Origin of the sequence: Pseudooceanicola marinus (assembly GCF_002786295.1) — a bacterium.
In the GTDB taxonomy this organism is placed as follows: Bacteria; Pseudomonadota; Alphaproteobacteria; order Rhodobacterales; family Rhodobacteraceae; genus Pseudooceanicola; species Pseudooceanicola marinus.
Genome location: NZ_PGTC01000009.1, coordinates 1 through 22,907, shown reverse-complemented (window position 1 = coordinate 22,907; position 22,907 = coordinate 1). Strand labels below are relative to the sequence as shown.

At 67.9% G+C, this 22,907-nt stretch carries 22 protein-coding genes; 17 read left to right on the top strand and 5 right to left on the bottom strand.

The window, feature by feature from the left end; all coding sequences use genetic code 11:
• Positions 1-102: 102 nt before the first annotated feature.
• Positions 103-1,005 (bottom strand): LysR family transcriptional regulator, encoded by a 903-nt coding sequence (locus tag CVM50_RS01370; RefSeq protein WP_085886473.1) that lies wholly within the window; start codon positions 1,003-1,005, stop codon positions 103-105.
• Positions 1,006-1,106: 101 nt separating this feature from the next.
• On the opposite strand from CVM50_RS01370, the gene CVM50_RS21910 reads away from it, so the two are divergent.
• The 6 genes from CVM50_RS21910 to CVM50_RS01340 all read left to right on the top strand — a co-directional run bounded on the left by CVM50_RS21910 (position 1,107) and on the right by CVM50_RS01340 (position 5,408).
• Positions 1,107-1,346, top strand: a complete 240-nt coding sequence (locus CVM50_RS21910) for a carboxymuconolactone decarboxylase family protein (protein ID WP_232618120.1) — start codon at positions 1,107-1,109, stop codon at positions 1,344-1,346.
• Positions 1,347-1,454: 108 nt separating this feature from the next.
• Positions 1,455-1,655, top strand: a complete 201-nt coding sequence (locus CVM50_RS21905) for a carboxymuconolactone decarboxylase family protein (protein ID WP_232618119.1) — start codon at positions 1,455-1,457, stop codon at positions 1,653-1,655.
• A gap of 89 nt (positions 1,656-1,744) precedes the next feature.
• Positions 1,745-2,209: a nuclear transport factor 2 family protein gene (locus CVM50_RS01360; RefSeq protein ID WP_085886474.1), complete on the top strand. Its 465-nt coding sequence runs from the start codon at positions 1,745-1,747 to the stop codon at positions 2,207-2,209.
• Between the two features lie 2 nt (positions 2,210-2,211).
• Complete coding sequence (locus CVM50_RS01355; protein ID WP_085886475.1) at positions 2,212-2,835, top strand: pyridoxamine 5'-phosphate oxidase family protein; 624 nt, start codon at positions 2,212-2,214, stop codon at positions 2,833-2,835.
• A gap of 734 nt (positions 2,836-3,569) precedes the next feature.
• Entirely contained in the window at positions 3,570-4,070 is a 501-nt protein-coding gene (locus CVM50_RS01345) for a YHS domain-containing (seleno)protein (RefSeq protein WP_085886477.1), read from the top strand.
• A gap of 156 nt (positions 4,071-4,226) precedes the next feature.
• Positions 4,227-5,408, top strand: a complete 1,182-nt coding sequence (locus CVM50_RS01340) for a GAK system CofD-like protein (protein WP_085886478.1) — start codon at positions 4,227-4,229, stop codon at positions 5,406-5,408.
• A gap of 10 nt (positions 5,409-5,418) precedes the next feature.
• On the opposite strand, the gene CVM50_RS01335 is transcribed toward CVM50_RS01340, so the two are convergent.
• From CVM50_RS01335 to CVM50_RS21245, 3 genes are all read right to left on the bottom strand, one after another.
• Positions 5,419-6,546, bottom strand: coding sequence for an HTTM domain-containing protein (locus tag CVM50_RS01335; protein ID WP_232618118.1), 1,128 nt, complete (start codon positions 6,544-6,546; stop codon positions 5,419-5,421).
• A gap of 103 nt (positions 6,547-6,649) precedes the next feature.
• Positions 6,650-7,891, bottom strand: a complete 1,242-nt coding sequence (locus CVM50_RS01330; protein ID WP_085886479.1) for an aminopeptidase — start codon at positions 7,889-7,891, stop codon at positions 6,650-6,652.
• A gap of 211 nt (positions 7,892-8,102) precedes the next feature.
• Positions 8,103-8,270 carry a hypothetical protein gene (locus CVM50_RS21245; protein WP_157792114.1) on the bottom strand — a complete coding sequence of 56 codons (168 nt, stop codon included), beginning with the start codon at positions 8,268-8,270 and terminating at the stop codon, positions 8,103-8,105.
• A 93-nt stretch (positions 8,271-8,363) separates the two neighbouring features.
• Here CVM50_RS21245 and CVM50_RS01325 point away from each other — a divergent pair, with 93 nt between their 5' ends.
• The 3 genes from CVM50_RS01325 (at position 8,364) to CVM50_RS01315 (ending at position 12,360) form a co-directional block, all read left to right on the top strand.
• Complete coding sequence (locus CVM50_RS01325; protein WP_157792113.1) at positions 8,364-9,410, top strand: lysylphosphatidylglycerol synthase transmembrane domain-containing protein; 1,047 nt, start codon at positions 8,364-8,366, stop codon at positions 9,408-9,410.
• Entirely contained in the window at positions 9,407-11,611 is a 2,205-nt protein-coding gene (locus CVM50_RS01320; protein WP_085886481.1) for a glycosyltransferase, read from the top strand. The genes CVM50_RS01325 and CVM50_RS01320 overlap by 4 nt, the downstream gene beginning before the upstream one ends.
• Before the next feature lie 425 nt (positions 11,612-12,036).
• A complete protein-coding gene (locus tag CVM50_RS01315; protein WP_085886482.1) occupies positions 12,037-12,360 on the top strand; it encodes a 2Fe-2S iron-sulfur cluster-binding protein in 324 nt (107 codons plus the stop codon).
• Positions 12,361-12,372: 12 nt separating this feature from the next.
• On the opposite strand, the gene CVM50_RS01310 is transcribed toward CVM50_RS01315, so the two are convergent.
• Positions 12,373-12,864, bottom strand: a complete 492-nt coding sequence (locus tag CVM50_RS01310; protein ID WP_085886483.1) for a MarR family winged helix-turn-helix transcriptional regulator — start codon at positions 12,862-12,864, stop codon at positions 12,373-12,375.
• A gap of 72 nt (positions 12,865-12,936) precedes the next feature.
• On the opposite strand from CVM50_RS01310, the gene CVM50_RS01305 reads away from it, so the two are divergent.
• From CVM50_RS01305 to CVM50_RS01270, 8 genes are all read left to right on the top strand, one after another.
• Positions 12,937-14,613, top strand: coding sequence for a dihydroxyacetone kinase family protein (locus tag CVM50_RS01305; protein WP_085886484.1), 1,677 nt, complete (start codon positions 12,937-12,939; stop codon positions 14,611-14,613).
• Between the two features lie 98 nt (positions 14,614-14,711).
• On the top strand, positions 14,712-15,914 hold the full coding sequence (locus CVM50_RS01300; protein ID WP_085886485.1) for a cytochrome P450: 1,203 nt from the start codon (positions 14,712-14,714) through the stop codon (positions 15,912-15,914).
• A 77-nt stretch (positions 15,915-15,991) separates the two neighbouring features.
• Positions 15,992-17,101: a TRAP transporter substrate-binding protein DctP gene (gene dctP, locus CVM50_RS01295; RefSeq protein ID WP_085886486.1), complete on the top strand. Its 1,110-nt coding sequence runs from the start codon at positions 15,992-15,994 to the stop codon at positions 17,099-17,101.
• A gap of 101 nt (positions 17,102-17,202) precedes the next feature.
• Positions 17,203-17,718, top strand: a complete 516-nt coding sequence (locus CVM50_RS01290; RefSeq protein ID WP_085886487.1) for a TRAP transporter small permease — start codon at positions 17,203-17,205, stop codon at positions 17,716-17,718.
• Between the two features lies 1 nt (position 17,719).
• Positions 17,720-19,036: a TRAP transporter large permease gene (locus CVM50_RS01285; protein ID WP_085886488.1), complete on the top strand. Its 1,317-nt coding sequence runs from the start codon at positions 17,720-17,722 to the stop codon at positions 19,034-19,036.
• Positions 19,033-20,211 (top strand): NAD(P)/FAD-dependent oxidoreductase, encoded by a 1,179-nt coding sequence (locus CVM50_RS01280; protein ID WP_085886489.1) that lies wholly within the window; start codon positions 19,033-19,035, stop codon positions 20,209-20,211. Before CVM50_RS01285 ends, CVM50_RS01280 begins: the two co-directional genes overlap by 4 nt.
• A gap of 335 nt (positions 20,212-20,546) precedes the next feature.
• Positions 20,547-22,397, top strand: coding sequence for a response regulator (locus CVM50_RS01275; RefSeq protein WP_232618117.1), 1,851 nt, complete (start codon positions 20,547-20,549; stop codon positions 22,395-22,397).
• 38 nt (positions 22,398-22,435) lie between these two features.
• Positions 22,436-22,906, top strand: a complete 471-nt coding sequence (locus CVM50_RS01270; RefSeq protein WP_157792112.1) for a LysR substrate-binding domain-containing protein — start codon at positions 22,436-22,438, stop codon at positions 22,904-22,906.
• Position 22,907 lies beyond the last annotated feature (1 nt).

The window sequence follows — 22,907 nt, the reverse complement described above, 5'->3', positions numbered from 1 at the left end:
CTGATGTCGGGAAATACTGAAATTACGAACTGGTGCAATACTTGCGGCGGTGAAGTCGGCCCTTCTCACGGCAAAATTCAAACAGCTGTTGCACATTACCCATCACCAGGTCCCGGCCATGCTGTCGCGCAGCCGTGGCGCGGCATAGTCGACGAAGGCGCGCAGCTTCTGCGGAACCACGCCACCGCGATAGAGCAGATGCACCGGCCAGCGCGGCGGCTCGAAGTCCTCCAGCAGGATGCGCAGGGCGCCGGCCTTCACCAGCGGCGCCACCTGGTAGGACAGGACCCGCGTGATCCCCAGCCCGGCCTCGGCGGCCAGGATCGCGGTGTCGGCGGCGTTCATCGACAGGCGCGAGCGGACGCGCACGTGGCGTTCGGCCGCCCCGTCGGTGAAGGTCCAGCGACCGGACCGCATGATCGTTTCAAACGACAGGCAATCATGCCCGGCCAGGTCCTCGGGCGTTTCAGGCACGCCGCGCGCCTCCAGGTAGCCAGGGCTGGCGACGACCACCTTGCGCACCTCCCCCAGGCGACGCGCGCGCAGGGAACTGTCGGTCAGGTTGCCGATGCGCACCGCCGCGTCGATGTGTTCCTCGCCCAGGTTGATCGGCCGGTCCGTCTGTTCCAGCCGCACGTCGACCGCCGGGTGATCGCGCAGGAAATCGGTCACCACCCCCAAGACGTGGATCCGACCGAAACAGATCGGCGCGGTGATGTTCAGCAGGCCCTTGGGTTCACGGAACTCCCCCGCCACCATCCGCTCCGCCTCGCCGACCTGTTCCAGGATGCTGCGGCAGGCGGCCAGGTAGGCCTCTCCCGGTTCGGTCAGGCTCAGCCCGCGCGGCGAGCGCTGCACGATCTGGGTGCCCAGCTCCTCCTCCAGCTCGGCCACCCGGCGGCTGACGGTGGCCAACGGCATGCTCACCCGACGGGCCGCGGCGGAGAGACTGCCGGCGTCCACGGCGGCGACGAGCAGGGACATGGCCGCGAGGCGATCAGACATGCTTCCACTTTCCGAGAGGCTACTTCCCGATATTGCCGCCTACTGCCGGATTCTGGAAGCCGTATATCCCTCTGACATCAGCACAGACCAAGGAACACAGGATGTCGCGCCTCTCCATCCCCGCCTCGATCGAGGCCGCCCCCGAAGCCTCCCGCCCGCTGCTGGAGCATGTGAAGAGACAGCTCGGCAGCACGCCAAACCTCTTCCGCCTGGCCGCGCAGAGCCCCTCGGCGCTGGAAGGCTACCTCGGCCTCTACGCCGCCGTCGGCAAGGACAGCCTGGGCCTGGCCACCCGCGAACGCATCGCCCTGGCCGTCGCCCAGTACAACAGATGCGGCTAATGCCTTTCGGCGCACAGCTATCTCGGCGCCAACCTGGCGAAGCTCTCGCCGGAGGAGATCGCCGAGAACCGCAAGGGCCGATCCACCGATGCCCGCGCCGATGCCGCCGTGGCCTTCGCCCTGAAGGTGGCCGAAACCCGGGGCCATGTGTCCGGCGCCGACCTGACCGCCGTGCGCGATGCGGGCTACGCCGAGGCGCAGATCATCGAGATCGTGCTGAACGTCGCCCTCAGCGTCTGGACCAACTACCTCAACGAGGTGGCGCAGACCGACATCGACTTCCCCCTGGCCGAGGGCGTCACCGCCTGAGGCCCGCGGGCGGCCGCGCCCGTTCTGCGGCCGCCCCCCGTTTCCCAAGCCCCCGTCCCTCTCAAGACACCGCCCGCAGGAGCCCCGTCATGTCCCGTCCCCCGCTGCCCCCCTTCACCGCCGAGACCGCCGCGCAGAAGGTGCGCCTGGCCGAGGACGCCTGGAACAGCCGCGACCCGCAGTCGGTCTCGCTGGCCTATACGCCGGAGAGCCGCTGGCGGAACCGCGACACCTTCATGACCGGCCAGGCCGAGATCGTCGCCTTCCTGACCGAGAAATGGCGCCGCGAAACCGCCTATCGCCTGGTGAAAGAGCTCTGGGCCTTCACCGAGACCCGCATCGCCGTGCGCTTCGCCTACGAATGGCGCGACGCGGGCGGGCAATGGTACCGCTCCCACGGGAACGAGAACTGGGCGTTCGACGCCACCGGACTGATGGCCGAACGCCACGCCTCGATCAACGACGAGAAGATCGCCTCGCTCGACCGGCTGTTCTACTGGCCGCAAGGGCGCCGCCCCGACGATCACCCCTCGCTCAGCGAGATGGGGCTGTGACCATGACCGGCAGGATGGACGTGGCCTTCAGCCCCGCCGTGCGCGCGATGCAGCGCGCCCGGGGATCGCGCGAGGCCTATCAGCGGATGGAGGACCGGCATCCCTGGCCGACGCGGCTGACGCCCGACATCGCCGGATTCGTCGCCCGCCAGACCTCGGTCTTCCTGGGCACCGCCAATGCCGCCGGCCAGCCCTACATCCAGCACCGTGGCGGCCCCGCCGGGTTCCTCAAGGCGCTGGACGACAGCACCCTGGGCTTCGCCGACCTCGAAGGGAACCGCCAGTACATTACCTTGGGCAACCTCCACGAGAACCCGCGCGCCGTGCTCTTCCTGATCGACTACGAGGTGCCGCGCCGGGTAAAGATCTGGGGGCGCGCCCGGGTGGTCGAGGATGATCCCGCCCTGCTGACGCAGCTTGCCGCCGAAGGCCAGCCCGCCGGGGCCGACCGGGCCATCGTCTTCGACATCGAGGCCTGGGACCTGAACTGTCCGCAGCATATCCCGCGCCGCTTCGGCATGGGGCGCATCGCCACGCTGCTGGCCGAACGGGACGCGCGCATCGCCGCGCTTGAAGCCGAACTGGCCGCCGCCCGTATGGGCCGGGACATCGAACCGGGCCGCTAGGCCCGGATCGCCCGGAAACTAAGACCGAAGAACCAGTTCCGGGGACGCCTCCCCGCTGCCACCGGCCGGACGCCTGTCCGCCCGCCCGAACGCCCTGTGCCGAACACCCGCCTGTCCGTAAGGAGACCCGCCATGTGCGCCCCCGCGCCGCTCATCATGCTGCCCCCTCGCCCCCTAGCCCCCCGCTGGGCCCGCAACCGGGCCCTGTCTTGGGGCCTGCGTCTCGCGCTCTGCCTCGGGCTGGCGAGCCTGGGGGCCGGGTTGACGCTGGCCGCCGGCGCCCTGCCACCCGCGCCGGGAGGCGCCCCGGGCACGGTCGCGGCCTGCGCCCTCGACATCGGGGCGCCCGACGCGCCCGCGGATCTCCTGCGCCCGGCGGCGGCTCCATGACGGTGCCCGGCCTTCTCATCCGGGGGTGAGCACCGCCTCGGCTGGCGCCCGCACCCGCTCCCCGGTGGTGCGTCATCCCCTGTCCGGTCCCCCTCCCCGTTGCTGCCTCGCGAGGGGGCGGGGCCGGACAGCCGAAACACCCAAACGCCCCGGCTTGTCCCCAAGCGGCCCGGGCGTCCCGGCCCGCGGTGTTGCCTGCACCCGGGCCCTCCAGAGCCCCGGGATGCGCCTCTGCGTGTCTCGTGTCCCCGGGCCCCCACCCGCTCTGACGTCTCGACGTAGGAGATCCGCGCGCGGCCTTCGGCCCGCAAACCACCAGAAATGGCCCAATTGAAGGAAAGACCATGACCCTGAAATCCACGATCACCCCGCTGCTGAGCGCCGCTGTCACCCTGGCCGCCCTGGCCGCCGCACCGGCCTTCGCCGCCGATGAATATAACGTCATCAACGGCCTGGGCACCGAGGGCAACCCGATCGGCATGCACGCCATGGACCCGGTCGCCCTGACCACACTGGGCGCCGTCACCGCCGGGGATCCGGGCCAAGCGGTCACTCATGACGGCGTCAGCTACTACTTCGCATCCTCGATCTCGGCGGAGACGTTCAAGGCCGACCCCGAGGCCTTCCTGCCGCAGTACGGCGGGTTCTGCGCCTTCGCCATCGGCCTGGGCCTGAAGCTGGACGGCGACCCGCACTATGCCGACATCCGCGATGGCAAGCTGTATCTCTTCGTCAGCGAAGGCGCGATGCGCAAGTACCTGGAAGACCCCGAAGGCATCCTGGCCAAGTCCGACACCCTGTGGGGCGACATCCGGCACACCGCGATTGCGGACCTGCAATCGTAGGTCCCCTGCCCCGGACCGCGGCGCCCTGGCGCCTGCGGTCCGGTCACATCCCTTGACCCGGCGCCCCGTGCGCATCGCCAGGTGGCGCCTGCGGATGACAGCCCGCCGCCCGCGTCGTATGACGGGCCATGACCGAGGCGAAAGGCGCAGGACCGCATGACACCGATCACCGTCACCCGTGACCTGGCCCTGCCCGATCCCCTGCGCGTCGCCCGTGCGGAGAACAGCCCGCACCTCGGGCCGCGCGTGCTGGTCTTCAGCGGCGGCAGCGCTCTGAACGGGATCTCGAGGCAGCTGAAACGCTACACCTTCAATTCCCTGCACCTCATTACTCCCTTCGACAGCGGCGGCAGTTCGCAAGAGCTGCGCCGTGCCTTCGACATGCCCGCCGTGGGCGACCTGCGGTCGCGCCTGATGGCGCTGGCGGACGAAACCGTGCTGGGCCAGCCCGACATTTACGCGCTTTTCTCCCACCGGCTGGACCGGCAGGGGGCGCAGCCCGCGCTGCGGGCCGAGGTCGTGGCGATGCGCGCCGGGAACCACCCGCTGATGACCGCCATCGCCGAACCCATGCGGCGGCTGATCCAGGGGCACCTGGGCCAGTTCCTCGACGCCGCGCCCCCGGCCTTCGATTATCGCAACGCCAGCATCGGCAACCTGATCCTGGCGGGCGGCTACCTGGCCAATGACCGCGCGCTGGAGCCGGTGCTGTTCCTGATGTCGAAGATGGTCGACGTGCGCGGCACCCTGCGCGCGGTGGTCGACGAGACGCTGCACCTGGACGCAGAGTTGTCGGACGGGCGCCGGGTCATCGGCCAGCGGGAGATCAGCGGCAAGGAAGTCGCGCCGCTGAGCGCGCCGATCCGGCGCTGTTTCCTCAGCGACGGCACGCAGGAGATGGCCCCCAAGGCCGTTCGCCTGCCCGCCCGCAACCGCCGCCTGATCGAGGAGGCGGAGGTGATCTGCTATCCCCCCGGCAGCCTCTATTCCAGCGTCGTCGCCAACCTCTTGCCGCAGGGCGTGGGCCGCGCCCTGGCCGCGCGGCGGGTGCCCAAGGTCTACCTGCCCTCCCTGGGCACGGATCCGGAGGCCCTGGGCCATGACCTGTCGGACCGGGTCGCGGCGCTGCTGACACCGCTGCTGGCCGACGCCGGACCGGAGGCGACGCCGCGGGACCTGATGACCCATGTGATCTGCGACCGGGATACGGCTGTGACGGAGTGCGAAAAGGTCACGGCCCACCACGGCATCCCCTGCCACCGCCTGCCCCTGGCCGGGTCAGAGCCGGGCAAGTACGACGCGGGCGAAGTGGCCCGGCTGCTGGTCTCGCTAGCCTGACGGCGCCGCCCTAGCGTGGCGCCACGAAGAAGGCGGGGCGCAGCACCCGCAGGGTGATCGCGCCCACGCCCGCCAGCACCAGCGCCAGGATGAACAGCCAGCCCAGCAGCGGGATCAGCCCGATCAACCCCGCGACCAGCGCCCCCAACCCGGCCGCCGCCGCCCGGGCACCGATGCTTTGCGGCTCCTCCCGGCTCGCGGCCAGGAAAAGGCCCACGCCGAAGGCATAGGTGGCCACCACGTAGCCCGCGACCCCACCCGCAAGCGCCAGCACCACCATCGCCGGGGTCAGCAACAGCCCGATGATCGTCAGCGCGAAGAGCACCCCGGCGCCGATCACCGCCGACTGGGTCAGGAAGCCCAGCAAAAGCGTGTGGAAGGGCCGCGCCAGCACCTCGCGGCGCATCTCGGCCAGACGGTCGGGCACCACGGCGGCGATCAGCGCGCCCAGGGCCGCGACCACGACGACGCCCTTGAGGAACTGCAACACCAGGTAGCCCCAGCCCGGGGGCGTCGGCCCCTCCCATTCCTCGGCCTGGCGTCGTTCGATCCGGGCCTCGGGCGCCACCGCTTCGGGCACCTCCAGGGTGCCAGGCGTTTCCTCGTAGAGGGTCAGCGTGCCACCCACCCGGGCGCCCTCGCCCCAGGCGACCTGCCCGGCGGCCAGGCCCAGGTCGCCCTCGACGACCCCATCGAAGGTGATCTCCTCCCCAGCCACCAGGGCGTAGCCCGAAACGGTGCCGCGTAGCTCCACGGTCGCACAGGCGATGCGCAGGTCACCGCCCACATCGCCGACGCTCAGATGCCGCCCCGTGACGGTGGCATCCCCCGCGACCGGCCCCCGCAGGGTGACCTGATCGCCCACGGCATAGACATCGCCGCCGACCTCCGCCTGTGCCCTCACCGCGCGGCCCGCCAGATGGGCGCTTCCAGTGATCGGGGCCGAGATGGTCACCCGCTCGCCCGCCATGAAAAGATCGTCCGTTCCGGGCGCGTCCAGCGTCACCGCCCGCCCAGCGCGGAAGCTGTCGCCGCCGATGGCGAAGGCCTCCGGCGCGTCATCCCACGCCAGCGCAGGTAGGGCCGCCAGGCAGGCAGCCAGGATCAGAAGTCGTCGCAGCCTGGCATATCCCAGCATCGAATCCCGCCGATATTGAAGCGTAGAAGCCCACGCCGCCTTGCGGCAAATCAACCGCCACAGCAGAGGCGGCCCCGGGCGCGCCGGCCCGGGGCCCCGGCCATCACTTCGCCCACTCGCCCTTGCGGAAGACCGGCACGCGGCTGCCGTCGGCGCGGACGCCGTCGATGTCGGTCTCCGGCCCGCCGATCATCCAGTCGACGTGGATCATCGAGCTGTTGCCGCCCTGCGCCTCGATCTGTTCGGCCGTGAGGTTGGCGCCATCGAGGAAGCACTTGGAATAGCACTGGCCCATGGCGATGTGGCAGGCGGCGTTTTCATCGAAGAGCGTGTTGTAGAACAGCATCCCCGTCTGGGAGATCGGCGAGCTGTAGGGCACCAGGGCCACCTCGCCCAGGCGCCGGGCGCCCTCGTCGCTGTCCAGCATCTGCTGTAGCACCCGCTCGCCCGAGCTCGACCGCGCCTCGACCGCGCGACCGCCCTCGAAGCGCATCTCGATCTCCTCGATCAGGTTGCCGTTGTGCGCCAGCGGCTTGGTCGCGCGCACCGTGCCATCGACCCGCTGGGCGTGGGGCGTGGTGAAGACCTCCTCGGTGGGGATGTTGGGGTTGCAGACCACACCGTTCTGCGCGGTGGAGGCACCGCCGTGCCATTCGTGCCCTTCGGCCAAGCCCACCATCAGGTCGGTGCCCGGTCCGGTGAAATGCAGCGCGTCGAAGCGTTCCTCGTTTAGCCAAGAGGACCGGGTCTTCAGCGCGGCGTTATGCGCGGCCCAGGCCGCCACCGGGTCGTCACCATCGACGCGGGAGGCGGCGAAGATCGCATCCGCCAGCTTGGCCACCGCCTGATCCTCGGGCAGGTCGGGGAAGACCTGGCGCGCCCAGCCCACCGTGGGGAAGGCAGCAATGGACCAGTTGATGGTGAAGGTCGACACCCGTTCCAGCGCGGGCTTCGAGGCCATGGAATTGGCCTTGTTGGCGCGGGCCACCTTGTCGGGATCCTCCGCCGCCAGGGCCATCGGATCGGCCCCGGCGATCGCCATGCGCGCGGCGCCCTGATCGAAGGCATTGGCCATGCCCTTGTAGAGCCAGTCGGCGGCACGGTCGAAGCTGTCATCATGCGCGTTGCGGAACCGCGCACGGGCCACCTCGTCGTCCGACAAGAGCGGGGTGACCACGCCGGCCCCCGCGCGATAGGCGCTGGCGGCCACGGCCCGCACCAGCGGCAGGGCCTCGGCGGGGGCGGTCAGCACCAGGTCCTGCCCGGGCTGCAGGTTCAGCCCGACGTTCACCGCGACATCGGCGAGACGGGCAAGGCGGGCGGGGTCGATGACGGGGTCGGTCATGAAAGCTCCTTCACTGGGGGCCCTTGGGCGGGCCTGTCCCCGTCAACCTGCCGATACGCGCGCGAAGTTCAAGGCCCGGCCCCGTCACGCCCCCGCGATGCGAAAAGAGCTTCCCCCGCAGGGAAGACCCAAAGGCGGCCCCGTGTCGGGGTCGGCTGCAGGGGCCGGAGGAGCGCCCCCGAGACAGGGAGGGATCGGACGGGAGGAGAGATCAGGGGGCGGGGAACATCCGCTCCAGCCGTTCCTGCCAGAGCGTGCCGGAGATCCAGACCGCCAGGCCCGCCTCGGACACCTCGTTCCAGGCCTTCTGCTGCACCGCGACCCAGACCAGGGCCACGTTGCACGACACCCAGGGTATCCGGCAGGGTTTGCCGACCATATTACCATTCTCTGGCCCTGAGCCCATCTAAGACTAGTCTTGTCCCGGGGAGAACTCTCCCTATAAGGGCCATGTGAATTGAATGGGGTCATCGTGACCAGGAACGACGGGACAGGTTTGGGCGGCAGGGCCGGTCTCTGGCTGGGCGCGGGCCTCTTCCTTCTATTCAGCTGTGCCGTTTTCTGGGGCCTCGCCAGGTTCCTCGGCGAAGGCATCCCGCGGATCGATCCTCGGCTGATCGAACCCCAGTCGCTCGCACTGATCGGCCTCTTCCTGGGGATCTACTTCTTGGCCGACGGGATGCGCCTGCACTTCGTGCTGCGAACGCTCGACGCCCAGGTGTCCTTCGGTCAGGTGATGCCGCTGGTGTTCGTGAACATCTTCTTTTCCAACGTCACGCCGATGGCGACAGGTGGCGGCTTTGCCCAGATCTACTATCTGCAAAGGCGCGGTGTTCCGCTGGGCCTAGCCGCCGCAGCGAGCACGATACGCACCATTCTCGCCATGCTGGCGATCTTCATCGCGGCCCCGCTGTTCCTGATCGGCGCGCCGGCCGTTGAGATCGCGGGCGGATCTGGCGCACTGGTCAGCTCCATCGCAGTGGTGATCGCCCTGTATCTGGTCGGTTTCCTGGTGCTTCTGCTGCGGCCCGACTGGCTGCTGCGGGTTCTGGACGGCGCCTTGGCCCTGCTGGTGCATGCGCATCTTCTGAAGCCGGATCGCAAGAGCCGCTGGACCGATGCCCTGCGTCGCGAGTTCGCCACCTTCGCGGAGGGTTTCCGACGGTTCCAGTCCGGGCCGCGTCGGCACGCCGTCGCTGCTCTTCTGTCGACGCTTCTGTTTCTGCTCACGCTCTTCGCCTTCCCTGCCCTGCTGATGGCCCTGCTCGGGCAGGAACCGGACTGGCTGACGGTCATCGGCACGCTCTCGGTCGTGACCTTCCTGATGTATTTCGCGCCGTCGCCAGGCGGCGCCGGCTTTTCCGAGCTGGCCTTTGCCGGCCTCATGGCCGGGCAAATCGCCCCCTCTCAACTGGTTCTGGTGATCTTCACCTGGCGCTTCCTGACGATCTATCTCGGGATGGCCATCGGGGCGGTCGTCTCGATCAGCGCGCTGCGGCCACGGGCGGCGCGGGCATGACGCGCCGTCGGCTCCTGTCGATCCTTCTGATCCTGAACGTGGCAGTGCTCGTGTCAGTGCTCGGCTACAAGACATATCTCTATCTGAACGCCCCTGCCTCAAGCGCGCTTCTGGTGTCGCAGATCGACAGGATCGAGGAGACGACCCGGGACAAGGGAGACCTGTCGATCGCCGTGATCGGTGATGCCAACAACTCCATCGGTGTCTTCGAGAACGAGATCGTGCCGCGGATCAATGCCTCGGGCGTCGATTTCGTCGTTTCGGCCGGGAACATCGTCAGCAGCGGGGGCGAAGACAAGTACCGTGCGATCCTCGGCACCCTGTCGCACCTGCACAAACCCTACCTGCTCACCTTCGCGAAGAACGAGTTCGAGGAATTCGGCGGCACCCGTTTCTACCAGCGGTTCGGGCCGTATTTCTACTCGGTCGACCTGCCCCCGGTGCGGCTGGTGTTTCTGGATGCGACCGGCCGGACCCCGACCGACTGGCAGGAAAGCTGGCTGCGCGACATTCTGCGGGACCAGGGCGACCGGCCGGTGCTCGTCTTCCTTGGCACCCCCTTGGTCGATCCGGTGGCCGAAACGCTGTTCCAGCCGGATTCCGGCGCATGGTCCGAACCCGAAGACCGGGAACGGCTGTTGGAGCTGCTGGAAACGCTGGGCGCGGACGTGGTGGTGTCCGCAGGCGCATCGACATATTCCGACCAGGTGGTCGACGGTGTCCGGCACATCATCACCGGCGGGGCCGGCGGGTTCGTCCTGAACGACGAGACGAGCTTCTATCACTACCTCGAACTGACCGTGGGGCCGGACGGCACCAACGTGACCCTCGTCCCCCTCGACACCGCGCCGACGACGATGGCCCGCCGGATCGAGGGTCTCTGGTTCTACGTGTATTCTCTGTTCTACGTCGGCATCTGGAACTTCCTGCTGATCTTCACCGGCCTCGTCTTGCTGGGGGTCTACCTCTACAATCGGCTTTTCCGCGACCGCCACTATTACCCGAGCTACGAGATGCCCGAGCCGGTGGACCTCGGACGGCCGATGCGGATCGCCATGTTCACGAACACCTACCTGCCGTTCACCGGCGGGGTACCGGTCTCGGTCGAGCGCCTGAAGCGCGGGCTGGAAGCTCAGGGGCATGAGGTCCTGCTGGTCTGTCCGGCCTACGGGCCGACGCAGGACGAACCAGGCGTGCTGAGGGTGCCCACGATCTTCCGCTCCGGTGCGATGATCCGCCTCGCCAACCCGCTGCATCCGCGCACCTGGCGGACCGTGCGTGACTTCGCGCCGGATGTCGTCCACCTGCACCACCCGTTCTGGCTGGGCTCGCTGGGTCTGCGGATGGCGCGGGCGCTGAAGGTGCCGACCGTCTTCACATATCACACCCGGCTCGAACATTTCGCGCATATGGTACCGCTGCCCGGCGCGGTGTTCCGCAACGTGGTCGCGCACTGGATCATCAGCCGGTTCGCCAACCGCTGCGACCGGGTCATCGTGCCGACGCCGGTGACGCGCGACTACATCCGCCTGATCGGTGTCGATGTGCCCGTCGACGTGCAGCCGACCGGTGTCGAAATACAGCTCTACGGCAACCAGCCGGCGGCGCGCCTGGACGCGCTTCGTCAGCAGCTCAATCCGGACGGGCGCCTGCTGCTGGTCACTGTCTCGCGCCTGTCGCCCGAGAAGAACCTTGGCTTCATCCTCAGCGCCATGGCCCGACTGAAGACGGAGGGGGCCCCGTCCTTCCGCCTGCTGGTGCTGGGCGATGGAGAGGAGCGCACCGCGCTGGAGACCCAGATCGACACTCTCGGGATTGGCGGCGACGTGTCGATGTTGGGAGACGTTCCTTCCGACGAGGTGCCCTCGCATCTCGCGATCGCGGACATCTTCGTCTTCGCCTCGGCCGCCGAGACGCAGGGCATGGTCGTGCTGGAGGCGATGGCCGCAGGGTTGCCCGTCGTCGCCGTCAATTCGAGCGGCATCGACGCTTTCGTCAAGACCCGCTGCACCGGCTATGCCACGCCGGAGAACCTCGCGATCTGGACCGACACGCTGCACGGCTTGATGGTGGCGCGCACCGAGCGCGAGAGTATGGGCGCTGCCGCCGGTGAGGCGGCGGCGAAATATTCGATCGAGGCTTTCTCGGAACGGGTCGTGTCGATCTACCAGGCCGCCATCGCCGCCAGCCGCGCGCGCTAGGGGCAAGGCCGCCCTCTGGAGCCGTTAAGAACGTCCACGTCCAGCCCTTCCGCGACGTTCGTGCCCGACGCAGCATGACGCCAGTCACCGACAGGACGGTCGGAAAGCGGTCATTCGCCGCCTCCTGGATGAGCGGCCACTTTGCACAATCAGCATGGGCAATCAGGCGGCCCTCAACAGTGGGGCCCGGCTTTGGGCAGGATGCGGGTGGATCTGTTTCTCACGAAAGACCAATGCCCGGCATCACGACGCGCGCATGTGTCATAGGTCCGGCAGCGGACGTGGGGTTCCCGGCTGGCCCGGCGGCATCCAAGGCAGGACTGACAGCGTCTGCTCGCCGAACCGCGAGGCAGACGCGCCAACAGGCCGCAGGCATGTTGCATGATAAACTTGTTGATATATAAACCTCCATAAGGAGGACCAACATGACCCGAATCGTATTCCGGACATCCGAAGGCGACGACCACCCGGTCGAGGTGGAACCCGGCACCAGCCTGATGCTGGCCGCCATCAGCAACGGCCTCGACGGCATCGTGGGCGAATGCGGCGGCTCCGCCATGTGCGCCACCTGCCACGTCTATATCGCCGAGGAGGACGACAGCCGTGTCCCGCCACGGGCCCCGATCGAGGATGACATGCTGGAAAGCGCCGCCGACGAGGTGACCGCGCGCAGCCGTCTGGGCTGCCAGATCCCGGTCACCCCGGAGATGGACGGCATGGTCGTGCAGATGCCGTCCTGTCAGTACTAGGCCAATGCGACCTCAGCTCTTGCCGGTCAGTTCGCGATCCACGGCCTCGACCTTCGACAGGTTCTCGGTCATCCGGCGCAGCAGGCCGAAGAGCACCTCGCGCTCCTCGCCCTCGATTCCGTCCAACAGCGCCGCCTCACGGCGCAGGGCGATCTCGATGATCCGGTCGTGCATCTCGGCGCCCTTCTGTGTCAGGAACAGGCGTCGCTTGCCCAGTTCCAGCCGCGCCACGGCCAGGCCCAGCTCTTCCAGCCGGCGGGTCGAGCGGCTGACCACGGACTTGTTCATCGCGACCATCTCGGAGACGCGCAGGGCCTGCACCCCGGGTTCGTTGCGCAGGGCGGACAGGATGCGCCATTCGTTCAGACCCAGGTCGAAAAGGGTCAGGTAAAGCTGCGACGCCCCCCAGGAGAGGCGGTTGTTGATCAACGACAGGAAGTAGGGGGCATAACTGTCGGCGCGAACGGAGAGGTCCCCATCGGTGACAATCTGGTCATCGGCCATCGGCGCTCTCCTCTTGATGTCGCAAGATGCTACGGAAACAAGTTTAATTGCAAACTGCAATGGGAGGAACCAATGAAAAAGCTGATCAACGAGGTAGCCTCGGTCGTGCCGGACGCCCTGTCGGGCTATGTGCGCAGCCAGCCGGGCCTGCGCCTGATCGAGGGTCGCACCATCGTCCTGCGTGCCGACCTGGAGGCGGTGACTGGCGCGGGCAAGGTGGCCCTGCTGTCCGGGGGCGGCTCGGGTCATGAGCCCGCCCATGCGGGCTTCGTGGGCAAGGGCATGCTGACCGCCGCCGTGGCGGGCGATGTTTTCGCCTCGCCGTCGACGGACGAGGTTCTAGACGGGATCCGCGCCGTGGCCGGACCGGGCGGCGTCCTGTTGATCGTGAAGAACTACACCGGCGACCGGCTGAACTTCGGCCTGGCGGCACAGATCGCCCGCGGCGAAGGGATCGAGACCGAGCTGGTGGTGGTCGATGATGACTGCGCCCTGGGCAGCGCCGAGGAAACCGCCGGGCGTCGCGGCATTGCGGGCACCGCGCTGGTGCACAAGATCGCAGGCGCGGCCGCCGAGGCCGGGCTGCCCCTGGCCGAGGTCAAGGCCCGCGCCGAGGCGGCCATCGCCGCCGTGGGCTCCATGGGTGTGGCCCTCTCGCCCTGCACCGTCCCCGCCGCCGGGCGTCCGAATTTCGAGCTGGGCCCCGAGGAGATCGAGCTGGGCCTGGGGATCCACGGCGAGGCCGGGCTGGACCGTGTCGCCCTGTCCTCGTCCCGGGAACTGACCGCCCTGATGGTGGAGAAGATCGTGGCCGACCGGGACCTGGCCGCCGACACTCCCGTCTGTCTGCTGGTCAACAACCTGGGTGCCACCCCGCCCATGGAGCTGGCCATCGTCACCGGCGACGCCCTGACCGCCTGCGCCCGCCAGGGTCTGCGGGTCGAACGGGTGGTCGCCGGCACGCTGCTGACCGCCATCGACATGGCCGGTGTCTCGCTGTCGCTGATGCGGCTTGATGAGGACAGCCGCACGGCGCTGGACGCCTCCACTGCGGCGCCCGCCTGGGTGCCGGCCACCTGCCCCGCCGCCACCTCGGTGGTGCCGGCCCCTGCACAGCCGACCGGGGAGACGTCCACCGGCGAAGGGGATCCCACCCTGCTGCGCGTCACCCTGGCCTGTTGCGACGCGATCATCGCCGCCGAGCCCGAGTTGACCCGCATGGATCAGATCGTGGGCGACGGCGACATCGGCCGCTCTCTCGCCTCCGGGGCAGAGGCCATCCTGGCCGCCAAGCCGCGTCTTGCCACCCTGTCCGGCGCGCCTTTCTGGCGCGAGGTCGGCGCCATCGTGCGGCGCAGCACCGGCGGCACCTCCGGCCCGCTCTACGCGATCCTGGCCACCGCCGCGGGCAATGCTCTGGACCAGGCCGAAGGGGCCGCGGGCGCGCAACTGGCCCGCGCCTTCGCCGCCGGGGTCGAGGCCCTGCAGGCACTTGGCGGGGCGGAACCGGGGGACCGGACCATGGTCGACGCGCTGCGGCCCGCCGCCCGCGCGATGGAGGGCACCGAGGATCCGGCGGAGGCCCTGCGCCGCGCCGCGCAGGCCGCCCGCGACGGGGCAGAGGCCACGAAGGACATGCGCCCCCGCCGAGGCCGGTCGAGCTATGTCGGCGATCGCGTGCTGGGACACGTGGATCCGGGGGCCGAAGCCGTCGCCCTCTGGCTCGACGCCGCCGCGCGCACCCTCTGAAACGATCCCAATGCGGAGAATTTGGCCGCAGCACAAAATTTGAGTTGCAAAGTAAATTTGTTGCTCATTAAACTATTCTGAGGAGGAGACCCCAGATCATGACACTGACCGACACGCGGCCCGTGCTCGACGTCGATCCGTTCTGCGCCGAGGCCCGTAACGACCCCGACGCGCTGGACCGTGCGATCCGTGAGGCCGGACCGGTGGTCTGGATCCCGAAATACGGGTTCTGGGCCACGGGGCGCGATGCCGAGATCCGCGAGATCTTCGACGACTGGAACCGGTTCTCGTCCGCCTTCGGCACCGGGATGACCAATGTCGTCCGTGATGAACCCTGGCGCAAACCCTCGATCATCCTCGAAGCGGACCCGCCGGTGCACACCCCCAACCGACAGGTTCTGGCCAAGGTGCTGTCGCCACGCGCCCTGCGCGCCCTGGGCGACAGGCTGGCCGCCGAGGCCGACCGCATGGTCGACGACCTGGTGGCGCGCCGCCGCTTCGACATCGCCGCCGACCTGGCCTTTGCCTTCCCCTTCAAGGTACTGCCCGACGCCGCCGGGCTGAAGCCCGAGGGGCGGTCGCATCTGATGCCCTATTCCACGTTGAATTTCAACGCGATGGGACCGAAGAACGAGCTCTACCAGGAGGCCCGCCGCATCGTCGAGGAGAACGGCACCTTCGCCTATGTGACCGAACAGATGCGCGAAGAGAACATCCTGCCCGACAGTTTCGGCGCCGAGATCTACGCCGCGGCCCATGCCGGAGAGATCAGCCACGAGGACGCGGGCATGCTGGTGCGCGCCTTCATCTCGGCGGGGATCGACACCACCGTCTTCGGCATCGGCCTGACCCTGCTGTCGCTGATCGAACGGCCAGAGCAATGGGACATGCTGCGCGCCGACCCGACGCTGGCCCGCCCGGCCTTCGAGGAAGGCCTGCGGTTCCGGGCGCCCAGCCCGGTGATCGGGCGGACCACCCGTGCCGCGACCGAGTTCGCCGGCGTCCATATGGGGGCCGAGGAGAAGGTTCTGATGTGGCTGTCGGCCGCGAACCGAGACCCCGCCAAGTGGGACAACCCCGACAGCTTCGACATCACCCGCCGTCCCGTCGGCCACCTGGCCTTCGGCACCGGGATCCACGGCTGCGTCGGCCAGATGATGGCCCGGCTGGAGGCTGAAAGCGTGCTGAAGGCCTTGGCCCGCAAGGTGCGCCGCATTCACCTGACCGGCACGCCCGAACGCATCCACATCAACTGGCTGCGCGGCTATCACTCGATCCCGGTCGAGGTGGAGCCCGCCTGAGACGTCACCACAAATCTCGCCGCGCCGGAGGGGGGCGTGGCGGTCCAGCAAGGGACCAATTCAAGGGAGGACCCAAGATGAAAATCACCATGACCCTCGCCGCCACGGCGGCCCTTTTCGCCGGCACGGCCCTGGCCGACACGCCGATCTACGGCTCCTGGCCGCCGGCGTCGGACTACCTCAACACCGACACCCTGCCCAAGGCCTTCGCCCAGATCGAAGAGGAGACCGGCGGCGAGATCCAGTGGGAACTGATCGCCGGTGGTCAGCTGTCCGACGGACGCGGCACGCTTGCGGCGGTGGACGACAACCTGATGCAGGCGGGCCTTGCGATCCCGGTCTACACGCCCGAGGCCATGCCCTCGCTGACGCTGCTCTATTCCACCGTGGTCCCCGGCGATGATCCGGTGGCCGTGGCCGGTGCGGCGGTGCAAACCCTTTTCCTCGACTGCCCCGAGTGCCTGGAAGAGGCGAAGGACAACAACGTCCTGCCCTTCGGCGGCTTCGCCTCGGCCTCCTACCGCCTGATGTGCACCAAACCCGTCGCGACCATGGCCGACCTGAAGGGGATGCGCGTGCGCTCCACCGGTGGCTACGGCGAGATGGCGGCCATGGGCGGGGCGACCCCGATGTCCGTCACCCTGACCGAGGCGGTCAGCCTGCTGCAGCGCGGTGGCCTGGACTGCCTGATGGCGGCACGGGAATGGCTGCAGACCTACGGCTACGGTGAATATGCCAAATACGTCACCGATCTGCCGCTCGGTGTGTCCGCACCGGCCGTGGGCTTCGTGATGAACCGCGAAACCTTCCTCGACATGACCCCCGAGGCGCAGGCCGCCCATCTGCGCGCCTCCGCCCTGGTCACCGCCAAGCACACGATCGGGAACTACGTCCTGCGCGACCAGCAAAGCTTCGAGGCCCAGCAGGCCGAAATGGGCGTTGAGCTGGTTGCCGCGGGCGAGGATATCACCGCCATGGTCGACGGTTTCGTCGAGGCCGACCGCGCGCGGCTGATCGAGAACGGCAAGCAGCTCGGGGTCAGCGATCCCGCGGCCCTGCTCGACACCTACCTGGCCAACGTCGAAACCTGGCGCGGCTACTCCGCCGAGATCGGCACCGATGTCGAGGCTTTCTCCGCCAAGCTCTGGGACGAGGTCTTCTCCAAGGTCGACCCCGGATCCCTGTGATCCCCTGAGCCTGGCCGGCCGGGGCGCTTCGGCGTCCCGGCCTCCCTGCCTTCCCCCGTTTTCCTCTCCCCGCTCCCAATTCCCCTGCAACCGGAGGCGTCATGACCCGCCTGAACCGAATGCTGTCGCGCCTGGCCGATGCCCTCTTCTACGTCGCGATGCTGGCCGGTGCGCTGATGATGGCCCATGTCACCGTCGACGTCGTCTCGCGCACCGTCTTCCACCACCCGCTGCCCGGCACCGGCGAGATCACCGCCACTTACTACATGATCGCCGTGGCCTTCCTGCCGCTGGCCTGGGTCACCCTGCGCGACCAGCATGTCAGCGCCGACCTCTTCACCTCGCTCATGCCCGACGGGATGCGCAAGGGCTCCGAGATCTTCGTCGAGCTGCTGACCATCGCCTATGTCGGCGCCTTCGTCTGGCAGACCTGGGTTTCCGCCATGTCCAAGACCCGCCGCGCCGAGGTCTGGGAAATCTTCGGCGGCTACCTCCCGATCTGGCCCACCCGCTGGCTGCTGCCCGTGGCGGGCGCTGCCATGGTGCTGGTGCTGCTGCTGCGCCTGGCCGAACGGCTGACCACGCCGACCCCAACCTCGAAGACGGAGACCGAGTGACATGGACAGCCTGATCTTCGGCCTGGTCACCCTGGCCATCCTCCTGACCCTCATCGGGTTGCGCACGCCCATCGGTGTCGCCCTGGGCGTCGTCTCGGTCTGCGGCCTGGCATATGTGCGCAACTGGCCCATCGCCCTGTCGATCCTGCGCGAGACGCCCTTTGCCTTCGCCGCCAGCTGGGATCTGACGGCCATCCCGATGTTCCTTCTCATGGGGGCCATCGCCAACCAGACCGGCATTTCCAGCGCCCTGTTCCGCGCCGCCCGGCTTTGGTTCTCGGCCCTGCCCGGCGGGCTGGCCGTGGCCGCCAACATGGCCAGCGCGGGCTTCGCCGCCGCCTGCGGCTCGTCACTGGCTTCGGCCGCGGCCATGGGCCGGCTGGCCATTCCGGAGATGCTGCGCACCGGCTATGACAAGGGGCTGGCCACCGGGGTAATCGCCTCGGCCGGCACGCTCTCGGCGCTGATCCCGCCCTCGATCCTGCTGGTGCTCTACGGCGTCTTCGCCGAGGTCTCGATCTCGCGGCTGCTGATCGCCGGTGTCATCCCCGGCCTGCTGACCGGCGCCGCCTATGTGGTGATGATCCTGGTCCGGTGCCGTCTGAACCCGACCCTGGCGCCGAAGCTGGACGACGCGGATCTGGCCACGCTGAAACGCGACCGCATGTCCTCGCTGAAGGAAACCTGGCCGCTTGGCGTGCTGATCCTCGGCATCATCGGCGGCCTCTACGGCGGCATCGTCACGCCCACCGAAGCCGGGGCCGTGGGCGCCGCCCTCGCCCTGGCCATCGCCCTGGTCCAACGCCGCATGACCACCCGCCGCTTCATCGAGGCTCTGAAGGAGACGATGTCGGTCACCGCGCAGATCTTCTTCGTCGGCATGGGCGCGGTCATGTACACCCGCTTGCTGTCGCTGACCGGGGTCAGCTCGATGCTGGTCGACATGGTCGGGGGCTGGGCCGGCGATCCGCTAATGGTGGTGATCGCCCTGTCGATCGTCTTCCTGATCCTTGGGATGTTCCTCGACCCGCTGGGCATCATGCTGATCACCATGCCGGTCTTCCTGCCGATGATGAAGGCGCTGGACCTGGACCTGATCTGGTTCGGCATCATCGTGGTGAAGTATATCGAAATCGGGATGATCACCCCGCCCATGGGGATGAACGTCTTCGTGGTGAAATCCGTGGTCGGAGACGAGGTTCCCATGTGGACGATCTTCCGCGGCGTGGGTTGGTTCCTGATGTGCGAGGTCGTGGTGATGACCCTGCTCATCGCCTTCCCTTCAATTACCCTCTTCCTGCCGGAGTTGATGCAATGAACCAGGTCGTCATCATCGGAAGCGGCCAGGCCGGCGTGGACTGCGCCTTCGGTCTGCGCCAACAGGGGCACGCAGGGCAGATCACCCTAGTCGGCGACGATCCGGAGCTGCCCTACCAGCGCCCACCCCTGTCCAAGGACGTGCTGAAATCGCGCGGCGAAGCAGGCTGGCTGCCCCTGCGCGGCGAAGCGCTCTACACCAAGCAGGACATCTCCCTGCAGCTTGGCCAGCAGGTGCGGGAGATCCGGCGTGCGGACCGTCAGGTGATCCTGGAGGACGGCAGCACCCTGCCCTACGACCAACTGATCCTGGCGACGGGCGCGCGCAATCGCCTGCCTCCGCTGCCCGGCCTGGCCGAGGCCACACCGATGGCCCTGCGCAATGCCGCCGACACCCGCCGCCTGATCGCCGCCCTGCCCGACATGGACCGCCTGGCGATCATCGGCGGCGGCTTCATCGGTCTGGAAACCGCGGCGGCGCTGCACGGCAGCAGCACCGAGGTCACCCTGTATGAGGCCGCGCCCCGCCTCATGTCGCGCTCCGTCTCGCCCGAACTGTCGGACTGGTTCCGCCGCTTTCACGAGGCCCGGGGCACGATCATCCGGACGGAGGCGCGGATCGAGGAGGTGCTTCCGGGCCAGCTGCGTCTGTCGGATGGAGAGATCCAGGCCCATGACGCCCTGCTGCTGGCCGCAGGCGTGATGCCCAACGTGGAACTGGCGGCCGACGCGGGCCTTGAGATCGGCAATGGCATCTGCACCGATGCCACCCACGCCACAAGCGACCCGGCCATCTTCGCCATCGGCGACTGTGCCGAGGCGCCCAACCCCTTCTCCCCCGCCCCGGTCCGGCTGGAATCGGTGGCCTGCGCTTCTGAACAGGCACGCCGCGTCGCCGCAATCCTCACCGGAAAGACCCCACCGCCGCAGGGCCCGCCCTGGTTCTGGTCCAACCAGGGGAACGCGCGACTGCAGATCGCGGGGCTGGCCCGGCCGGACGACGCAACGGAGGTCGAGGGTGATCTGCAGGACATCTCCGACACCGCCACTCTCACCATTCGCCGCTACCGTGATGGATCCCTCACCGCGGTTGAAACCGTCAATCAGGCGCGCGTGCACATGCAGGCTCGCAAGACGCTCAGCGAAGCGATGGAAACCAGCGGTAGGGGGCAATAGCGCCCTTCCAGGTCTGGCAGGAAGCTGGGCTTTTTCTCCGATTGGCCGCGCGCGGATACGGCGCCCCCCTCACCGGGCAGATTGCTCCTGACCGGTGAGGGGACCGCCGGGGAACCGAACAGAGCGGCCTGATCTGGCCCAAAGGAAGCGGCAGGCAGGCAGCGTGCGAAGGCCAAGTGGCTCGAAGCGCGCTTTCCTCCCCTCTCTGACCAGCAGGTTTCGACGCGCTTCCGGATCACGCTTCTTTCCACGCCTTCGCCAACCAAATACAGGGTCCTTGGACAGCACCTCAGCAGTTGCTACGTTTTCCAGCAGTAGTCAGCCAAGGCAAAGACATGACCCAGCGTTTGACGGCCTCTACCGCGGACCAACCCTCCTTCGAGGAGAAATATGGCCCACGTCCGCTGTTCGAGCGATACGCCCACGCCCGTCTGCGCCAGCTGCTTCTGAGGCAGATCGCGACAGCGATCGGCGCGGCGGCGGTCTGGTACTTCGTCGGCGCCATCGCCGCGGCCTTCTGCGTGGGGATCACCCTGTTGGGCGAAGGCATCGACGCGCTGACGCTCAAATTCGCCCTGGCACGGTCGAAACAGGGTCGCCCCCTGCCGCCGCTTCTGAAACTGACGGCCCTCTCCGCCGCCCTGCAGTCGGCCACGATTGCCGCCTGCGTCCTTCTGCTGCTGTTCGGGGCGCCGACGGGCGAGCCCGTCCTGATCGCGCTGTGCTTCCTGATGGCCGCGACGATCAACGCCGGCTTCGTGATGAGCCACCACCCCCTGGCCTCCCGGGCCAAGCTGGTGATCCTGGCCTGCGCGATCCCGATCTACGTCGCGCATGTACTGTCCTCGCCGGCCCCCCTCGACAGTGTCTTCTGGGTGCACATGCTCGAAGTGCTGCTGCTTGGCTATCTCGCCTATACCTTTGCCGGGTTCGGTCTGCGCAGCTGGCGCAAGCGCCTGTTGAATGAACGGCAGCTGATGGAATTCACCGCCTACCTGGAGGCCACGAACAGGGAGCTGGAGGCCGCACGGCTGGAGGCCGAAGCCTCCGCCCAGGCGAAATCCGCATTCCTGGCCACCATGAGCCACGAGATCCGCACGCCGTTGAACGCGATTTCCGGCATGGGGGAGCTGCTGCAGAACCGCGATCTCGATGCCGAGGCCGGCCGATACGTCACGACCATCCGCGATGCCTCGAAATCGCTGCTGCGGATCGTCAACGACGTGCTGGATTTCTCCCGTCTCGACGCGGGACAGCTCACGCTCGAACACCGCCCCTTCTCGCCTCGGGACACCCTCGAAGCGACCAAGCGCCTGATGCAGCCTCTCGCCGAAGAAAAAGGCCTGCGTTTCAGCCTGGTCTTGGACGGCTCCCTTCCCGCCCATGCCGTCAGCGACGAAACACGACTGAAGCAGATCCTCATGAACCTGACCAGCAATGCGATCAAGTTCACCGAAGAGGGCGAGGTCAATGTCCACGCCAGCGCCACCGAAAACGACGAGGGCTGGCGCCTGCGTATTCTGGTGTCGGACACCGGCATCGGGATCCCGCAGGACAGTCTGGAAAAGGTCTTCGACCCCTTCTACCAGGGCAACAACGCCTCGACCCGCCGCCATGGCGGAACCGGGCTGGGCCTGTCGATCAGCCGCGTCCTCGCCCGCCGCATGGGCGGGAACCTGCAGATCCTGCCCGCGGGGCCGTCGACCGGCACCCGGCTGGAGCTGACGCTTCAGCTGGAGAAGGCGGAGCAGGGTTTCACCGGCGGCGAAACGACCGAAGCCTTGCCGGCGGCGTCGACCCCCTTGCCCGCGATGACCGTGCTGATCGCGGATGACAACGCGATCAACCGCGTTCTCGTAGAGCAGTTCCTGAAGACGAGCCCGGTGACCGTGATCACGGCCGAAGACGGCCGACAGGCCGTTGAGACCACGCGCTCCCGACGGCCCGATGTCATCCTGATGGACCTGTCCATGCCAGAGCTGGACGGGCTGGACGCCACGCGTGAAATCAGGGGCCTGGATAGCCGGCAACCCTACATCATTGCCCTGACAGCAAACGCCTTCTCCTCGGATCGGGACGCCTGCATGGCCGCGGGAATGAATGATTTCCTGAGCAAGCCGCTCAGCCAGAGCGACCTTCACAGGGCCTTGGCCCTTGCTGCCAGCGCTGTGGAGCTGGGCGACTGAAAGTCGAGGCCTGCGCCCTGGCCTTCTGGCTCCGTCACGTGGACGTCTCGTTCTGTATCGTCGAGCCGACGGAGTTGCCAAACGAGCTGACATTTCAGCAGTTCCGCACGGTGAACATGGTTGCCGTGACCCGCAAGAAGGACCTCGCCAAGCCGCAATCCTGGGAGGCGCTCACCCACGAGCAGTGGGTGCTAAACCCCTCACCTGCGACCACGGATGCCTACTTCCACAGCTGGATGTCTCGCAAGGGTGTCAAATTGCGAAACAAGACCATCCTCTGCCGCTCGGCGCAGATGCTTTCTTCTCTTGTCGAGGAGCTGGACGTGATCGCTGTCTGTCCGGAACCGCTATACTATGCTCGGCTGGCCCCGGCGGGAATCTACCGTGTCGGCCTGCCGGAACTACCCGAGCCCATACCCATGGGCGCGCTCACGATGACACATATGCCCAAGAGCCAGGCCGTTCAGGACCTGATCTCCATCGCTGAACATATCAGCTTGAAGATCTAGC

What these genes read in the sequence shown, in the direction of transcription:
- CVM50_RS01370 (WP_085886473.1), bottom strand. Translation starts at nt 1,005, where the DNA reads ATGTCTGATCGCCTCGCGGCCATGTCCCTGCTCGTCGCCGCCGTGGAC.
- CVM50_RS21910 (WP_232618120.1), top strand. Translation starts at nt 1,107, where the DNA reads ATGTCGCGCCTCTCCATCCCCGCCTCGATCGAGGCCGCCCCCGAAGCC.
- CVM50_RS01360 (WP_085886474.1), top strand. Translation starts at nt 1,745, where the DNA reads ATGTCCCGTCCCCCGCTGCCCCCCTTCACCGCCGAGACCGCCGCGCAG.
- CVM50_RS01355 (WP_085886475.1), top strand. Translation starts at nt 2,212, where the DNA reads ATGACCGGCAGGATGGACGTGGCCTTCAGCCCCGCCGTGCGCGCGATG.
- CVM50_RS01345 (WP_085886477.1), top strand. Translation starts at nt 3,570, where the DNA reads ATGACCCTGAAATCCACGATCACCCCGCTGCTGAGCGCCGCTGTCACC.
- CVM50_RS01340 (WP_085886478.1), top strand. Translation starts at nt 4,227, where the DNA reads ATGACACCGATCACCGTCACCCGTGACCTGGCCCTGCCCGATCCCCTG.
- CVM50_RS01335 (WP_232618118.1), bottom strand. Translation starts at nt 6,546, where the DNA reads ATGCTGGGATATGCCAGGCTGCGACGACTTCTGATCCTGGCTGCCTGC.
- CVM50_RS01330 (WP_085886479.1), bottom strand. Translation starts at nt 7,891, where the DNA reads ATGACCGACCCCGTCATCGACCCCGCCCGCCTTGCCCGTCTCGCCGAT.
- CVM50_RS21245 (WP_157792114.1), bottom strand. Translation starts at nt 8,270, where the DNA reads ATGGTCGGCAAACCCTGCCGGATACCCTGGGTGTCGTGCAACGTGGCC.
- CVM50_RS01320 (WP_085886481.1), top strand. Translation starts at nt 9,407, where the DNA reads ATGACGCGCCGTCGGCTCCTGTCGATCCTTCTGATCCTGAACGTGGCA.
- CVM50_RS01315 (WP_085886482.1), top strand. Translation starts at nt 12,037, where the DNA reads ATGACCCGAATCGTATTCCGGACATCCGAAGGCGACGACCACCCGGTC.
- CVM50_RS01310 (WP_085886483.1), bottom strand. Translation starts at nt 12,864, where the DNA reads ATGGCCGATGACCAGATTGTCACCGATGGGGACCTCTCCGTTCGCGCC.
- CVM50_RS01305 (WP_085886484.1), top strand. Translation starts at nt 12,937, where the DNA reads ATGAAAAAGCTGATCAACGAGGTAGCCTCGGTCGTGCCGGACGCCCTG.
- CVM50_RS01300 (WP_085886485.1), top strand. Translation starts at nt 14,712, where the DNA reads ATGACACTGACCGACACGCGGCCCGTGCTCGACGTCGATCCGTTCTGC.
- dctP (WP_085886486.1), top strand. Translation starts at nt 15,992, where the DNA reads ATGAAAATCACCATGACCCTCGCCGCCACGGCGGCCCTTTTCGCCGGC.
- CVM50_RS01290 (WP_085886487.1), top strand. Translation starts at nt 17,203, where the DNA reads ATGACCCGCCTGAACCGAATGCTGTCGCGCCTGGCCGATGCCCTCTTC.
- CVM50_RS01285 (WP_085886488.1), top strand. Translation starts at nt 17,720, where the DNA reads ATGGACAGCCTGATCTTCGGCCTGGTCACCCTGGCCATCCTCCTGACC.
- CVM50_RS01280 (WP_085886489.1), top strand. Translation starts at nt 19,033, where the DNA reads ATGAACCAGGTCGTCATCATCGGAAGCGGCCAGGCCGGCGTGGACTGC.
- CVM50_RS01275 (WP_232618117.1), top strand. Translation starts at nt 20,547, where the DNA reads ATGACCCAGCGTTTGACGGCCTCTACCGCGGACCAACCCTCCTTCGAG.